Source organism: Stenotrophomonas sp. 2YAF26 (assembly GCF_052114625.1).
Lineage (GTDB): Bacteria > Pseudomonadota > Gammaproteobacteria > Xanthomonadales > Xanthomonadaceae > Stenotrophomonas > Stenotrophomonas indicatrix.
Genome location: NZ_JBFRFC010000009.1, coordinates 109,082 through 123,736, shown reverse-complemented (window position 1 = coordinate 123,736; position 14,655 = coordinate 109,082). Strand labels below are relative to the sequence as shown.

The window sequence follows — 14,655 nt, the reverse complement described above, 5'->3', positions numbered from 1 at the left end:
TGGACGGCAGCCAACCCCAGGAAAAGCCGATGCGCAGAGCGACCATCAAGGACGTTGCCGAAAAGGCCAAGGTCTCGCTGAAGACGGTGTCGCGGGTGATCAACAACGAGCCCTCGGTGATGCAGGCCACCCGTGCGCGGGTGCTGCGTGCCATTGCCGAGCTCGACTACGAACCCGATCCGTCGGCGCGCAACCTGCGCAGCGGCACCACCTTCGTGATCGGGCTGGTGTACGACAACCCCAACCCGTACCACATCATCGGCGTGCAGAACGGTGTGCTCGCGGCCTGCCGCGAAACCGGCTTCGGCCTGCAGATCCATCCGTGCGATTCCAGTTCGCCGCTGCTGGCCGATGAACTGGCCGACTGGGTGCAGCGCTCGCGCCTGGCCGGGCTGGTGCTGACCGCACCGATGTCCGAACGTCGCGACCTGGTTCAGGCGCTCACCGCGCGCGGCATCAAGCTGGTGCGGATCATCGCGGCCACCGAAGATCCGGCCGATGGCGCTTGCGTGTTCGTCGACGACCGCGAAGCCGCCTACGAAATCACCGAGCACCTGATCCAGCTGGGCCACCAGCGCATCGGTTTCCTCTGGGGTGGCACCTCGCACCGATCGTCGGGCGAGCGCTACGCCGGTTACGAGGCCGCGCTGAAAGACTACGGCATGACCGTGGACAAGCATCTGGTGGTGCAGGGCGACTACACCTTCGACGACGGCTTCCGCGGTGCGCGGCGCCTGCTGGCACTGCGCGAACCGCCCACCGCCATCTTCGGTTCCAACGATGAAATCGCCGCCGGCGTGCTGGCCGCAGCGAAGTCGGCCGGCATGAACGTGCCCTACGACCTGTCCATTGCCGGCTTCGAGGACAGTCCGTTCTCGCGCCAGTCGTGGCCGCCGCTGACCACCGCCAAGCAGGCCACCGAAGACATCGCCCGCCATGCCGCGCGCCTGCTGATCGCACAGCTGCGCAGCGATGCCTACGACGATGCGCCGGCGCCGCTGCACAACCAGGGCTTCGTGCCGCAACTGGTGGTGCGCGGCTCGACCGCACCGATGCGTCCTGCTGCCGCGCGTCCCCTTCCTTCCGATCCTTCCTGAGCCTGCCATGTCGCTGTCCGATCCCACCTCCACCCTGATGTTCGCCGAGGCCGCCGAAGCGGCCGAGGTCGTTGCCCGCCAGTTCGCCCGCAACCACGCCGTGATGGAGACGCTGGCAGCCAGCCTGCGCGCTGCGCCGCCGCCGTTCGTGGTGACCTGCGCACGTGGCAGCTCCGACCATGCCGCCACCTACGGCAAGTACCTGCTGGAAACCCAGCTGGGCCTGGTCGTTGCCTCGGCCTCGCCATCGGTGGGCTCGGTCTACGCGGCACCGCTGCAGCTGCGCGGTGCGTTGTTCATTGTTATCTCGCAGTCCGGCAAGAGCCCGGACCTGCTGCGCAATGCCGAAGCGGCCAAGGCCGCTGGCGCGCGCGTGGTGGCGCTGGTCAACGTCGAGGATTCTCCGCTGGCACAACTGGCCGACACGGTCATTCCGCTGCATGCCGGCGTGGAGAAAAGCGTGGCCGCGACCAAGAGCTACCTCGCTTCGTTGTCCGCGCTGCTGCAACTGGCGGCGTACTGGAAGCAGGACAGCGCGCTGCGCAATGCACTGGACCTGCTGCCCGATGCGATGCGCGAGGCCTGGCAGTGCGACTGGAGCGCAGTGACCGATGGCCTGGTGGAGGCCAACAACCTGTTCGTGCTCGGCCGTGGCCTGGGCCTCGGCGCGGCGCAGGAGGCCGCGCTGAAGTTCAAGGAAACCTGCAGCCTGCACGCCGAGGCCTACAGCTCGGCCGAGGTCAAGCATGGGCCGATGGCGCTGGTCGATCGCGGCTTCCCGGTGCTGGCCTTCGCCCAGCCTGATGAAACCGGCGCCGGCACTCGTGCCGTGGCCGAAGAATTCACCGCACGTGGCGCCCAGGTGTGGCTGGCCGGTGCCGGCGGCAACCTGCCGGTCGCTGCCGCGCCGCATCCGCTGTGTGCGCCGCTGCTGACGGTGCAGAGCTTCTACCGCGCGATCAATGCGCTGGCGCTGCGCCGCGGCTTCAACCCGGATCTGCCGCCGCATCTGAACAAGGTGACGGAGACGGTGTGATGGCAACCGTGCTGCGCAATGCCCGCATTCTTGCCGGCGATGAGTTCCGCGACGATCTTGCGGTGGTGATCGAAGACGGCCACATCAGCGCGCTGCTGCCCGACGCTGCGCCGCAGCTGGGCAAGGCCGACGAGCAGGTGGACCTGGGGGGCGGCTGGCTGCTGCCCGGCTTCATCGATGTACAGGTCAATGGCGGTGGTGGCGCGCTGTTCAACAACACGCCCGACGTGGCGTCGCTGCGCACGATTGCGCGTGCGCATCGCCGCTTCGGCACCACCGCGATGCTGCCGACCCTGATCAGCGATGACCTGGGTGTGATGCGCGAGGCGATCGCTGCGATGCGCGAGGCCATTGCGCAGGGCGTGCCAGGCGTGATCGGCATCCACCTGGAAGGGCCATACATCGCACCGGCGCGCAAAGGCACGCACGATGCCAGCAAGTTCCGCGTACCGGACGCGGAAGAGATCGAACTGGCGTCGTCGCTGGACAACGGCGTGACCCTGCTGACCCTGGCGCCGGAGCGCGTGCCGCTGGAGACCATCCGCGCGCTGGTCGAACGCGGTGTGATCGTTGCCGCTGGCCACACCGCCGGTACCTATGAAGAGATCCGTGCCGGCCTCGATGCCGGCGTGCGTGGCTTCACCCATCTGTACAACGCGATGTCACCGCTGCAGGGGCGCGAGCCCGGTGCGGTCGGCGCGGCGCTGGAAGATCGCGACAGCTGGATCGGCATCATCGTCGATGGCGTGCACGTGCATCCGGCCAGCCTGCGCGTGGCGCTGGCGGCCAAGCCGCGCGGCCGCCTGCTGCTGGTGACCGATGCGATGCCGCCGGTCGGTGCGGACGATCCCAGCTACGTGCTGTATGGCGAAACCATCACTGCCATCGACGGCGTAGTGCGCAACGCGGCCGGCTCGCTGGCCGGCTCGGCGCTGGACATGGCCACCGCCGTGCGCAACACCGTGCAGCTGCTGCGCCAGCCGCTGGCCGAAGCCGCACGCATGGCCTCGACCTATCCGGCGCAGTTCCTCAATGTCGATGATCGCCTGGGTCATATCGCCGAGGGTTACCAGGCCGACCTGGTGCTGCTGGACGATGCGCTGCAGGTGCGTGGTACGTGGATCGCCGGCCAGTACGAGGCCGCTTGACGATGAGCAGCACGCCGCCACGCCGGTTGGGCTCGATCGACGCCCTGCGCGGCATGACCGTGGCGGCGATGCTGCTGGTCAACAACCCCGGTGACTGGAGTGCGGTGTTCGCACCGCTGCGCCATTCCGAATGGCACGGCTGCACACCGACCGACCTGGTGTTCCCGTTCTTCCTGTTCCTTGTTGGCGTGTCGATGGCCTTCAGCGTCGCACCGCGCGCGCTGGATCCGGCCGCACGGCCCGCACTTGCACGTGGCGTGCTGGAACGCGCACTGCGCATCGCCATTGCCGGCGTGCTGCTGCACCTGCTGGTGTGGTGGGCACTGCACACGCATCACTTCCGCATATGGGGTGTGCTGCAGCGCATCGCGCTGTGCGCGGCAGTGGTGGGCGTGCTGGCGGTGTATGCGCGTCCGCGCATGCAGGTGGCCGTGCTGGTGGCGCTGCTGGTGGGCTACACCGCGCTGCTGCTGGGCATCGGAGATCTTGCGCCCTGGACCAACCCGGCCAGCCGTCTGGACACCACCTTGTTCGCGCCATGGATCTACCAATGGCAGGCGGATACCGGTCTGGGCCATGACCCGGAAGGATTGCTGAGCAGTCTGGGCGCGTTGGCCAGCACCGTGCTGGGCCTGTTGGCCGGCGGTCTGCTGCGCAGTGGCCGCGCCGGTGCATTGGCCGCGCTGGGTGCGGTCACCGCCGTGCTCGGCCTGCTGCTGGCAACCGTACTGCCACTCAACAAGCAGCTGTGGACGCCCAGCTACGTGCTGTGGACCGGTGGCCTGGCCGCGCTGGCATTGTGGCTGGGCCACCTGCTGATCGACCGCAAGGGATGGCCGGCACTGGGCCGGCGCTTTGGCGTCAATGCGATCACCGCCTATCTGGGTGCCTCGGTGATGTCAGTGATCCTGCTGGCGACCGGCGCCTGGGGGTGGGTCTGGCAGCAACTGGCTGCGGCGATGCCGCAGGCGCTGGAGCTGGCCTCGATGCTGCAGGCGTTGGTGTTCGTTGCGCTGTGGTGGGGCGTAGCCTGGTGGCTGGACCGACGTCGCATTTATCTGAAGATCTGAGCGCGGCAGAGATGGTGGAGAACGGCCCATCCACGCATGGCGTGGATCTACTGTGCTGGTGGGTTGCGGGGTCATCCACGCATGGCGTGGATCTACTGGGCCAGGATTGCAGTAGATCCACGCCATGCGTGGATGCTCTTGGCAGGCTGACGAAGGTGAACTGGTTCATCGACATGCGGACCGCGTGAGCGCTTCCCGGTTTCACATCGAAAACGTGACCGCTTGCCTGCAATTTCACCTATCGAAACCATTCATGGCAGGGCAGACTGCATCAGCAGTGTCGTACAGACCATCCGCAGTTCCTGATCCCCGACCCAGGAGTGCTGTATGTCCCATGTCGTCCCGCGCGGGTTCCGCCAACGCCGTCTGACCGTTTCCCTTCTGCAGATCCTGGCGATGCCCTCGTTGCTCGCCTTGTCCGCCCCTGCCGCCTGGGCCGGGTGCGATGCGACGGCTCCCGTCGCCGGGCAGACCGTCACCTGCAGCAGCACCGCCCCCAATCCCGAGACAGCAGCCATCAGCGCCAGTGGCGCTGCAGGCATCACCGTGAATGTTGGCAATGGCGCGCAGCTGCAGCAGGCCGGAGCGGGCAGCGCCATCTCCCTGCTCGGCGCTGGCGGGCACGTGCTCACCAATCTCGGCGCCATCAGCTCGGCGAGCGGTACTGCGGTACAGCTTGGCGGTGGCAGCCGCGTCGACAACACCGGCAGCATCAGTTCCGGCAGCGGTATCGCACTGCAGTTCAGCGGTGCCGGCGACAGCGAGCTGGTCAACCGCGGCACCATCAGTGGCAGCAGTGGCGTGCAGTTCGGTGCCGGCAACGATCGTCTGCAGATGCTGGCCGGCAGCATCAGCGGCGGCGTGCAGCAGGGCGATGGCAACGATGTGCTGCTGCTCAGCGGCGGCACCATCGACAGCCTCGACCAGGGCAATGGCGATGACCAGCTGACCATCAACGCCGGCACCATCACCGGGCTGGTGACGCAGGGCAGTGGCCGCGATGATTTCGTCATGACCGGCGGCACCATCGGCGCCCTGCAGCAGGGCGACAACATCGACACCTTCCGCATGAGCGGTGGCCGCATCGTCGGCGCGTTCGAAGATGGCGACCAGGCGTGGATGACCGACGGCCGCATCGGACGCGTCAACATGAAGCTGGACAAGAACCTGTGGGACATGTCCGGCGGCACCGTCGACGGCAACGTGGTCACCGGCTTCGACACCGACACCATCATCATCTCCAACGACGCCTACATCGGCGGCAACATCAGCGTCAGTGGCGGCGCCGACAGCGTCACCATCACCGGTGGCACGGTGCGTGGCCAGGTGCTGCTGAGCACCGGCAACGACACCTTCAACTGGAATGGCGGCGGCATTGTCTACGGCACCATCGACATGGGCCCCGACGATGACGTCGCGACCCTGGGCAATCTCAACCAGGCCAACCTGGGCGCTGTACCGCTGTTCGATGGTGGCACCGGCACCGATCGCCTCAGCTTCAACAACGTCAAGACCGCTGGCGTCGGACGCTTCCAGAACTGGGAAGCGATCAGCCTGGCCAGCAGCACCGAGCTCACCTTCGATGGCGACCTGGTGCTGGGCGACAGTGCCACCGGCACCGGCAGCTTGAACGTGGACGAGACCAGCACGCTGTTCGCCGGTGGCGGCAACCATGCGATCCGTCCGTTCGCGGCAGCTGCGCTGGTGAACATGGTCAACGCCGGACGCATTGATCTGACCAACAACAGCGGCGCCGGCGATGCCTTCACCATCCGTGGCAACTACCGCGGCGACGGCGGTGGCGTGTACCTGCAGACCGTGCTGGGTGCGGACGACTCAGCCAGCGACCGCCTGGTCTTTGATGGCGGCACCGCCACCGGCAGCACCGGCCTGGGCATCATCAACACCGGCGGCGGAGGAGCGGCCACGCTGGTCGACGGTATCCTGGTGGTGCAGGCGCTGAACGGCGCAACCACCGCGCCAGGCGCGTTCTCGTTGTTCGCACCGGTCTCGGCCGGTGCCTACGAGTATTTCCTGTTCAAGGGCGGCGTCAGCGCCGGCACCGGCGAGAACTGGTATCTGCGTTCGACATTGGCGGCCGGGCCGGCCCCCGCACCGAACGGCGGCGGCGAAGTACTGCCACCGCCACCGCCGACGCCACCGGTGGCGCCACCGCCGCCGATTCCCCCGGCACCCCCGCCGCCGCCAGAGGGTGCCACCGATCCGGACCTGACCGCAGGCGAAGCCGCACCGCCGCCACCGCCGCCGGAACCTGCGCCCGTAGCGCCGCCCAGCGATCCACCCGTGCCGGACGTGCCGGTGGCCGGTGGCAGCCTGCCCGGTACCGGTTCGCCGCCGCCCACTGCGGGGGCAAGACCTGCCGCACCGGACGAGAACGGCCTGGTGCCGCTGTACCGCCTGGAGACCGCGGCCTACGCCGTGGTACCACCGCTGCTGCGCGAGACCTCGCTGGCCAGTTTGGGGACCTTCCATGAGCGCCAGGGCGAACAGCGCCTGCTGTACAACCAGGGCGCCTTCCGCACGGCATGGGGACGGCTGGTGGGGCAGAGCAGCGAGATCCACTGGAAAGGCGATGCACGGCCCGGCTTTGATGGTGACGTGATGGGCGCGCAGGCAGGCTTGGATGTGTGGGCTGCCAGCGGTGACAGCCATCGCAACCAGATCGGCGTGTTCGTCGGCCGTACCCGCGCCGATGGCAGGATCACCGGCCTGGCCGTGGGCTGGGACAACGTGTTGGTCGGCCAGAGCCGGTTGGACGACAAACACGTGGGCCTGTACTGGACGTTGACCGACAGCAGCGGCGGCTACATCGACGCAGTGGCGATGCAGAGCCGCTACGACGGCCGCACGCGCTCCTCGCGCGGGCTGGGCATCGACCTCAAGGGCGATGGCACCACGCTCTCGCTGGAAGCGGGCAAGCCACTGCTGCAGTTCGGGCAGTCATCGTGGTGGCTGGAGCCGCAGCTGCAGGTGATCTGGCAGCGCAGTTCACTGGATGACCAGCGTGATCTGGTGTCCACCGTTTCCTTCGATAACGACAACGCCTGGACCGGCCGCGTCGGCCTGCGCCTGGCGGGCGATTACCAGTTGGCCGACAACGGCTGGCAGCCGTACTTCAAGTTGAATTACTGGCATGGCCGTTCGGGAGAGGACCGCATCCTGTTCGACAGCGACGCGATCATCAATTCGCAGCGCTCGCGCGCACTGGAAGCCGGTGTCGGCGTGGTCGGACGTTTCAACCGCGCGATCAGTGCGTATGCCGTGGCCGACTATACCCGCGAGGTTGGTGGCAGCGACAACGGCAAGCGCCGCATCATCGAAGGCAACATCGGCCTGCGCGCGGATTGGTAGCGCCCTTCGCTTTGGCCGCTTTGGTGGGTGCCGACCCTGGTCGGCACGAATCCAACCGACGCCATGAACCGCTCTGGTAGGTGTCGACCTCGGTCGACACGAATCCAACCGGCACCATGACCCGCCCTGGTAGGTGTCGACCTTGGTCGACACGCCTTGGCAGCAGTCAATCAATTCCCACACACCTGCATCACAACGGCGATCGACCCAGCAACGTACCTGCGTGATCGGCCAGCAGCTGCACCGCATACAGCAACCCTTCCTCTGTCAGCGGCGGGCATTGCGCCTCCGCGTCGTCCAGTTCACGCGCGGCCTGCGTCGCCAGCAACACGCCACCCAATGCCGACAACGCCAGCAGGCAGCGAGTGGCGCCGGCCAGATCGCGCGCCCGTGCCGGGGTGATGCGCAGCTCCGTCCACGGCTCGCCGTCGGCGGCGTGGCAGCGCGTGATGTCGCGCAACCGCTTGAAAAAGGCGGGCGTGGGAGCGGCTTCATCCGCTTCGGTCAGCGCGTCTTCCAGAGCCTCGGCAGTAGCGTTGGGCAGCTGCAGGTCGGGCAGGGCATCACCCAGCAGTGTGTGCAGGCGGGGATAGGTGGGGTAGAGCGTAGTCATGGCAGCAACCTCACAGGGCAAGGCCACCTGCGGGATGCAAGGTGGCGGGCGGTGCGGGTTGGCGTGCCGGTCAAGAGCAAAGAAGAAGCCGACGGACCCAAGGGTCCCCACGCACCGCCCGCCATGGAGCGGCAGGTGGTGCATTGTCGCGAGTGCCTGCATCGAGGCAATCGGTCATCTTTGCTCATTGATTCAGGACGCCAATCCCGGCCAGCGCAGGTGGCGCTGGCACAGCGACCTTCGCGCTTTTGCGGTCGCGCTGACATGGGCAAAGTTGCAAATCGATACGACGCGCCCTGCCAAGCCAAACACGACAGGGTGCGCGATGGAACACACCGCTCCGGCACCGTTATGCTTCGCCTTCATCCAACGACAGGGAGATGTCGATGCGAAACAGCAAGGGACTGCCGGCACGAGCCGCCTTGATCGCCACGCTGCTGGCAGCGACCGCTGCCACTGCGGCCGACACCATCGAGATCCCCTCACCCGCCGCACAGGCACAGCTGCTGGACATGCTTGAACGCGAGGCGCTGTACCGAGGCAGGGTCGATTGGCCTGCCACGCGCACGCGGCTGAAGGATGCGCAGGGCGATCCGGCCAAGGTCCGGACCGTCCTGGCCGAGTCCATCGGTCGCAGTTCAGGCGGTCACGGCAGCTGGATGACCCCGCAACGACAGCAGCAACGTGTGGAGCGTTTCGCCCGCGAAAACGCCACCGCCGCTGCCCGCAGCGAAAGCGACGCCACTCGCGCACGTGACCCGCGTATCGGCCAGGTGCTGATCGAGGGCTATGCGGCAGACCCCGGTGCGCCGCCGCAGCAGCTGCAGCAACAGAACATCCAGCGTGCGGTGCGTTGGCAGAACATCATCCGTGAAAAGGACAGCACGCCTCGCTGTGGCTGGATTGTCGACCTGCGCGACAACACCGGCGGCAACATGTGGCCGATGCTGCTGGGCGTTGCGCCGCTGCTGCGCACTTCGGCGATGGGTATCGAGGACGTGGGCTCATTCGAGACCGCCGACGGTCCGGTACGGTGGCGGACCACCGCCAGCGGCGTGCGCATGGGCGATGCGACGGGTCTGGATTTCGGCCAGCCCGGCTATCTACCCAGCCTTGTTGGCGCACCGGTGGCAGTGCTGACCGGCCCGCGCACCGCCAGTTCCGGCGAGGCGACCGTTCTGGCGTTCCGCGGCCGCGCGCAGACCCGCAGTTTCGGCCAGCCCACGGCGGGCGTATCGACTGCCAACGTGGTGCGCCGGCTGGTGGACGGCAGCGCGCTGGTGCTGACCACCAGCGTCATGCGCGATCGCAATGGACATGGCGACGGGCGGAAGATCGCGCCGGACCAGGCCACCGTCGGCGATGCCGCAACGGTGGCGGCGGCTGAGGCCTGGCTGCTGGCCCAGCCCGCCTGCAGGAAAGGCTGAACCATGCTGCTGATCGGCCAACACGAACGGGTGCTGATTGTCGGCCCCACCGAATCCCACCACTGCCTGCGCTGCCAGGCTGAAACCGAATTCGCCCCGCAGCTGCGCTACAGGATGGCGCGCATCGACCTGCTGTTCGGCATCGTCTACCAGCGCCGCTACGAGCTGGCCTGCACCGGCTGCGAGCACGGCTGGGTGCTGGATACCGAAAGCATGGACCAGCAGCTTGGCGGGGTACCGATCCCGTTCCGGCACCGCTTCGGCCTGCCGGTGATGCTGGTGGTAGTGGCCGGGCTGGCGGTGGCGGGGTGGATGTGGCGGATGGGACACGGTGGAGGCTGAGCAATGATGGATGATTTGCATAAGTCCCAATTTGGGACTAGGATGGGGCGGTGAGAGTTTTCGCGCTGGCTACGCTCAGGCGTTACTGGGAAAGGTTCCCAGAGTGCGAGCAACCGCTGAAGGCCTGGCATGACGAAGTGAGGCGCGCCGCTTGGGCCAGTCCGCATGACATCCGCAGTTGCTATGCGAGTGCGAGTTTCGTCGGTAGCAGTCGCGTGGTTTTCAACATCAAAGGCAACAGCCACAGGTTGGTTGTCGACGTTACTTATCAGCGTCAGATGGTCTACATCAAGTTCATCGGCAACCATGCCGAATACGACCGGATTGACGTAGCGACCGTGGAGGAAAAATGAACATTCGTCCTATTCGCACAGAAGTCGACTATCAGAACGCATTGCGCGAGCTGGAGGCCTATTTCGAGAACGAACCTGCGTTGGATAGCGAAGAGGGAGATCGTTTCGAGATTCTCGCCACCTTGGTGGAGGCCTACGAGGCGAAGCACTACCCGATCGAGCTGCCTGACCCGATCGAAGCGATCCGCTTCCGCATGGAGCAGGGCGGTCTGACCGTGAAGGATCTGGTGCCCTCCATTGGTCAGCTCAACCGCGTGTATGAGGTATTGAATCGCAAGCGTGGATTGACCTTGGAGATGATCCGCAACCTGCACCGCAACCTGGGCATTCCGGCGGAAAGCCTGATCGGCCGCTGAGGCCCATCCCGATGCGGGATGGGGTGTGCGTAGCCTCGTGCAGGGCCTGCTAAAGTTGCAGCCAGCAATCACGTACCGGAACCGACCATGGACCACGAAACGCCGTTCGAACCCGCCAACGACCTGGAAGTGCGCCTGCTGCAGGCCCAGGACGGAACCCTGACGGCCTCGCAGTTCCTCGACGGCCTGCTGACCGCTCCGGTGTTCGTGCTGCTGGACAAGGCCATCGGCGAAGACGGCGCCTGGGACGAAAGCATTTCGCCGCTGGTGCTGACCAGCGAAGGCGGGGAGCCGATGTTCGCAGTGTTCACTGCGCCCGAGCGCGCGGAAATCTGGCACGAGCAGCTGCCGCAGTTCGCCCATGCCATGCCCATCGCGGTGCATGCGCTGCTGTCGGGCATCGGCGAGGGCGTTGGCCTGGTGCTGAACCCGGGCCTGGACGTGGGCATGGAGATGATTCCCGACGCGGTGGCGCAGCTGAAGGAACGTGCTGCGGCGATTACACGTGGGATGGCGCACTGATAAAAGCTGTGGTTGCCGGCCAGCGGCCGGCACTACCAGATGCTTCAGCGCGCGGCGGCAATGGCCTTCACCCGCGCCTTGGCCAGCGCTTCGCCAATGGCTGGACCCTTCAAATGGGTGGTATCCAGATCACGTGCCTGCACTGACAGCGCCGCCTGGTGCAGGCGCTTCAGCGTTTCGCCCTGCGGGTAGTCGCTGTCCTCGAAACCGAGCCGGCCGCGCTTGTCGGCCTCGCAGCACAGCGCGATGCGCGCCACCCGTTCCGGCCGGCGCAGTGCATCGCAGCGGCCCAGCAGTTCCAGCACGGTGGCATCGCGCAGTTCGTCGATGCGATGCACGTTCAAGTGCTCGCGGCATACCGCCTCGGCCAACTGCTGGTGCTCGGTGGGAATCTTCAGGCGCGCACACAGTGTTTTCAGCGGTGTGATGCCGCGCTGTTCATGCATGATGTGGCGCGGCCATTCCTCGGGCGGAGTCAGGCCCTTGCCGAGGTCGTGGGTCAGTGCGGCGAAGCCGACCAGGTCATCACCGGGCGCCAGCTTCGCGGCCATGTCGCTGACCATTTCCTGGTGGACGCCGGTATCGACTTCCGGATGGAATTCCGCGCGCTGCGGCACGCCGTACAACGCTTCCAGCTCCGGCAATATCGGGCCCAGCGCGTGCGCGTCGTGCAGGGTGCGCAGGAACGCGGACGGGCGTTCGCACACCAGTGCCTTGCGCAGTTCCTGCCATACACGTTCCGGCACCAGTGCGTCGAGCTCGCCACTGGCGGCAATCTCGCGCATCAGTTCCATGGTTTCCGGCGCGACGGTGAAACCGAGCGAGGCGAAGCGGGCCATGAAGCGCGCCGCGCGCAGCACGCGCAGCGGGTCTTCTACGAAGGCGGGACCGACATGGCGCAGCACGCGCTGCTCGATGTCGCGCGCGCCGCCATAGGGGTCGACCAGCGCGCCGCTGTCTTCATCGCAGGCGATGGCGTTGATGGTGAAGTCGCGGCGCTGCAGGTCTTCTTCCAGCGTCACCGCCGGATCGGCATCGACCACGAAGCCGCGGTAGCCACGGCCGGATTTGCGTTCGGTGCGCGCCAGCGCGTATTCCTCGCCGGTCTTCGGGTGCAGGAAGACGGGAAAATCACGGCTGGCCGGCTACCCTGGACAATAACGGATGCCGGCCAGCGGCCGGCACTACCGGATGTCGATCAATCCCCGCCCTGGTCGGCGTCGGCGGCGCAGGTGAAGCTCTTGCGCTTGTCCACCAGGCGGCCCATCAGGCGGTCGCTCAGCGGCAGTGCGTCGCCGTTGAGTCGCCAGTCGTAGATCACGCTGAAGGCCAGCACGCGGGCCACGTACTCGCGCGTTTCCTTGTAGCTGATGGTCTCGATCCACAGGTCCGGATCGAAGCCCGGGCGCTGGGTCTGCCAGCGCGCGGTCGGCGTCGGGCCCGCGTTGTAGGCGGCGATGGTCACGTAGGGCAGGCCGTCGTACTTGTTCATCAACTGCCGCAGGTACGCGGTGCCGATGGCGATGTTGGTGTCCGGGTCGTACAGGCTGTCAGCGCCGCCGTAGCCGGTCAGGCCGATGGACCTGGCCACGCCGGCGCCGGTCGCCGGCAGTACCTGCATCAGGCCCATGGCGTTGGCAGGCGAACGCGCGCGCGGGGTGAAAGTGCTTTCGGCGCGGATCTCGGCGGCCACCCAGGCCGGGTCGATGGCATTGCGTGCCGATTCACGGCGGATCGTGGCGTCGTGGTGCAGCGGGAAGCGCAGGTCGTACAGGCGTTGCTCCTGCGGCTGCTTGCCGAGCGCGAACACCGCGCGGTCGAACCAACCGTTGTCCTGCGCTACGCGCACGGCGAGGCGACGCTGGGTGTCATCGAAGCGCGACAGCGCATTGTTCCATTCGGCCACCGCCCAGCCGGCGCGGTCGATCTGGTAAAGCGCCATCGCCCGCTGGATGGCCGGATCGCGGGCCACCGCAGCCTGCGCCTGCGCGCTGTCGTTGGGCTTCCACGGGCACAGCGTGTAGGGCTGCTGCAGCTTGTCCGCGGCGAGGAAGCCATGGAAGGTCGGTGCGCGCGCGGCTTCGCGGAACAACGGCTGCGCCTGCTGTGCCTGGCCGGTCTTTTCCAGCATGCGGCCTTCAAAATAGCGCCAGCGCGAATCGTTGCGCTGGGTCGGGCCCATCTTGCGGATCGCCGCCAGCGTCGCCGGCCAATCGCCGCGCGACATCGCTTCGCGTGCTCGCCATTCGTGCAGGCGTTCGTCGTAGGCCGCATCGGGTACGGCATTCAAACGGCGGGCAGAGTCGGGCAGGTAGGACGCCACCGTCCACAGGGCGATCTGGTAACGCACCTGGCCCTGCTGTTCGGCGCTCAGGCCCAGCGCCTGCGCGTACTGCGGCAGCTGCTGTTCGGTGGCGTCCGGGTCAGCCTTGGCCAGCTTGGCCAGGCCATCGGTGGCGATGCGTCGGCTGCGCTCGTTGCGCGGCCAGTTCAGGGCACTGGCGTTGGGCTTGTCGACGAAGGCGGCGTAGGTGTTGGCCAGGGCGAGATCACCGGCCGGCAGGCCGCGCGCGGCCGAACGCATCACCGCCGGCTGCTGTGCATCGGCAGCGGCATCGATGCGTTCCCAGCGCAGCGCATCGCTCATGCCACCCTGCGCCTGCAGCACGGCGAACACGGCGTCGCAGGCATCGGGCAACGACTTGCCGTTCTTGCGCCACAGATCCTGGGCTTCACCGATCCACTGCGGGTCCAGCTTGCCGGTGGCCTGGCGCGCTGTCAGCTGCGCACAGCGCAGGCCGAGGTTGTCGGTGGGAGCCCAGTTGGCCAGCAGCGTCGGCCAGTCCTGGCGGCGCGCTACTGAGGGCAGCCAGGCGCTGCGGAAGCTGTTGGCTACGGCCTGGCCCTGGTAGCGCTTGAGGAAGGCCTGTGCCTGCGCCGTATCGACGGTGTCGATGTTGCGCCGCAGGTTGGCGAACTCCAGCCAGCCATACGCGGGATGGCGGCTGAGCGCGGCGGCCTGGCCGGCATCGTACTGGCCCCGTTCGGCGGCGGCGATGGCGGCCTTCAACTGGGCGTTCTGGGCATCGAGGGACTGGGCACTCGCGCAGCCGATCAGCAGCGTGGTGGCCAGCGGGAGCAGGGACAGGGCGGTCGAAGATCGTCGGGTCATGGCGGCCAGCATAGCGGGCGGTGGCTGAATTCAGTTTCTCATTGCGTACACGGCAGCAGAGGGCAACGACAGCTGAATGATGAGGTCATCCGCACTGCCGCGAGGGCAGCTGCCCGGCGTAGGTTTGGGCTGGGGCAACCGGCCCTG

12 protein-coding genes and 1 pseudogene are annotated in these 14,655 nt (G+C 67.1%); 10 read left to right on the top strand and 3 right to left on the bottom strand.

Annotated features, from left to right (window positions below; genetic code table 11):
• The first annotated feature begins 29 nt into the window (after positions 1 to 29).
• The 5 genes from AB4Y98_RS11755 to AB4Y98_RS11735 all read left to right on the top strand — a co-directional run bounded on the left by AB4Y98_RS11755 (position 30) and on the right by AB4Y98_RS11735 (position 7,723).
• The gene (locus AB4Y98_RS11755) at positions 30 to 1,097 is read left to right on the top strand and encodes a LacI family DNA-binding transcriptional regulator (RefSeq protein ID WP_025878684.1); all 1,068 of its coding nucleotides are present in this window, start codon (positions 30 to 32) and stop codon (positions 1,095 to 1,097) included.
• 7 nt (positions 1,098 to 1,104) lie between these two features.
• The gene (locus AB4Y98_RS11750; RefSeq protein WP_312109323.1) at positions 1,105 to 2,133 is read left to right on the top strand and encodes an SIS domain-containing protein; all 1,029 of its coding nucleotides are present in this window, start codon (positions 1,105 to 1,107) and stop codon (positions 2,131 to 2,133) included.
• Positions 2,133 to 3,281 (top strand): N-acetylglucosamine-6-phosphate deacetylase, encoded by a 1,149-nt coding sequence (gene nagA / locus AB4Y98_RS11745; RefSeq protein WP_363731606.1) that lies wholly within the window; start codon positions 2,133 to 2,135, stop codon positions 3,279 to 3,281. The genes AB4Y98_RS11750 and nagA overlap by 1 nt, the downstream gene beginning before the upstream one ends.
• Positions 3,282 to 3,283: 2 nt before the next feature.
• Positions 3,284 to 4,351 (top strand): acyltransferase family protein, encoded by a 1,068-nt coding sequence (locus AB4Y98_RS11740; protein WP_363731608.1) that lies wholly within the window; start codon positions 3,284 to 3,286, stop codon positions 4,349 to 4,351.
• Between the two features lie 327 nt (positions 4,352 to 4,678).
• The gene (locus AB4Y98_RS11735; RefSeq protein ID WP_442244403.1) at positions 4,679 to 7,723 is read left to right on the top strand and encodes an autotransporter family protein; all 3,045 of its coding nucleotides are present in this window, start codon (positions 4,679 to 4,681) and stop codon (positions 7,721 to 7,723) included.
• 190 nt (positions 7,724 to 7,913) lie between these two features.
• On the opposite strand, the gene AB4Y98_RS11730 is transcribed toward AB4Y98_RS11735, so the two are convergent.
• The gene (locus AB4Y98_RS11730) at positions 7,914 to 8,336 is read right to left on the bottom strand and encodes a hypothetical protein (protein ID WP_442244402.1); all 423 of its coding nucleotides are present in this window, start codon (positions 8,334 to 8,336) and stop codon (positions 7,914 to 7,916) included.
• Between the two features lie 386 nt (positions 8,337 to 8,722).
• On the opposite strand from AB4Y98_RS11730, the gene AB4Y98_RS11725 reads away from it, so the two are divergent.
• The 5 genes from AB4Y98_RS11725 to AB4Y98_RS11705 all read left to right on the top strand — a co-directional run bounded on the left by AB4Y98_RS11725 (position 8,723) and on the right by AB4Y98_RS11705 (position 11,336).
• Positions 8,723 to 9,763, top strand: coding sequence for a S41 family peptidase (locus AB4Y98_RS11725; protein ID WP_442244401.1), 1,041 nt, complete (start codon positions 8,723 to 8,725; stop codon positions 9,761 to 9,763).
• A 3-nt stretch (positions 9,764 to 9,766) separates the two neighbouring features.
• Positions 9,767 to 10,105, top strand: coding sequence for a hypothetical protein (locus AB4Y98_RS11720; protein WP_442244400.1), 339 nt, complete (start codon positions 9,767 to 9,769; stop codon positions 10,103 to 10,105).
• A gap of 50 nt (positions 10,106 to 10,155) precedes the next feature.
• Positions 10,156 to 10,458, top strand: coding sequence for a type II toxin-antitoxin system HigB family toxin (locus AB4Y98_RS11715; protein WP_336032178.1), 303 nt, complete (start codon positions 10,156 to 10,158; stop codon positions 10,456 to 10,458).
• The gene (locus AB4Y98_RS11710; RefSeq protein ID WP_105164648.1) at positions 10,455 to 10,814 is read left to right on the top strand and encodes a helix-turn-helix domain-containing protein; all 360 of its coding nucleotides are present in this window, start codon (positions 10,455 to 10,457) and stop codon (positions 10,812 to 10,814) included. Before AB4Y98_RS11715 ends, AB4Y98_RS11710 begins: the two co-directional genes overlap by 4 nt.
• An 87-nt stretch (positions 10,815 to 10,901) precedes the next feature.
• The gene (locus AB4Y98_RS11705; protein WP_049467432.1) at positions 10,902 to 11,336 is read left to right on the top strand and encodes an SseB family protein; all 435 of its coding nucleotides are present in this window, start codon (positions 10,902 to 10,904) and stop codon (positions 11,334 to 11,336) included.
• A 44-nt stretch (positions 11,337 to 11,380) separates the two neighbouring features.
• Here AB4Y98_RS11705 and AB4Y98_RS11700 read toward each other — a convergent pair.
• Positions 11,381 to 12,472: pseudogene (locus AB4Y98_RS11700) on the bottom strand (multifunctional CCA addition/repair protein); the annotation flags it as partial.
• 62 nt (positions 12,473 to 12,534) lie between these two features.
• Positions 12,535 to 14,520 carry a transglycosylase SLT domain-containing protein gene (locus tag AB4Y98_RS11695; protein WP_442244399.1) on the bottom strand — a complete coding sequence of 662 codons (1,986 nt, stop codon included), beginning with the start codon at positions 14,518 to 14,520 and terminating at the stop codon, positions 12,535 to 12,537.
• Positions 14,521 to 14,655: the final 135 nt, after the last annotated feature.

Coding starts and splice junctions, on each gene's coding strand:
- AB4Y98_RS11755 (WP_025878684.1), top strand. CDS start 30: ATGCGCAGAGCGACCATCAAGGACGTTGCCGAAAAGGCCAAGGTCTCG.
- AB4Y98_RS11750 (WP_312109323.1), top strand. CDS start 1,105: ATGTCGCTGTCCGATCCCACCTCCACCCTGATGTTCGCCGAGGCCGCC.
- nagA (WP_363731606.1), top strand. CDS start 2,133: ATGGCAACCGTGCTGCGCAATGCCCGCATTCTTGCCGGCGATGAGTTC.
- AB4Y98_RS11740 (WP_363731608.1), top strand. CDS start 3,284: ATGAGCAGCACGCCGCCACGCCGGTTGGGCTCGATCGACGCCCTGCGC.
- AB4Y98_RS11735 (WP_442244403.1), top strand. CDS start 4,679: ATGTCCCATGTCGTCCCGCGCGGGTTCCGCCAACGCCGTCTGACCGTT.
- AB4Y98_RS11730 (WP_442244402.1), bottom strand. CDS start 8,336: ATGACTACGCTCTACCCCACCTATCCCCGCCTGCACACACTGCTGGGT.
- AB4Y98_RS11725 (WP_442244401.1), top strand. CDS start 8,723: ATGCGAAACAGCAAGGGACTGCCGGCACGAGCCGCCTTGATCGCCACG.
- AB4Y98_RS11720 (WP_442244400.1), top strand. CDS start 9,767: ATGCTGCTGATCGGCCAACACGAACGGGTGCTGATTGTCGGCCCCACC.
- AB4Y98_RS11710 (WP_105164648.1), top strand. CDS start 10,455: ATGAACATTCGTCCTATTCGCACAGAAGTCGACTATCAGAACGCATTG.
- AB4Y98_RS11705 (WP_049467432.1), top strand. CDS start 10,902: ATGGACCACGAAACGCCGTTCGAACCCGCCAACGACCTGGAAGTGCGC.
- AB4Y98_RS11695 (WP_442244399.1), bottom strand. CDS start 14,520: ATGCTGGCCGCCATGACCCGACGATCTTCGACCGCCCTGTCCCTGCTC.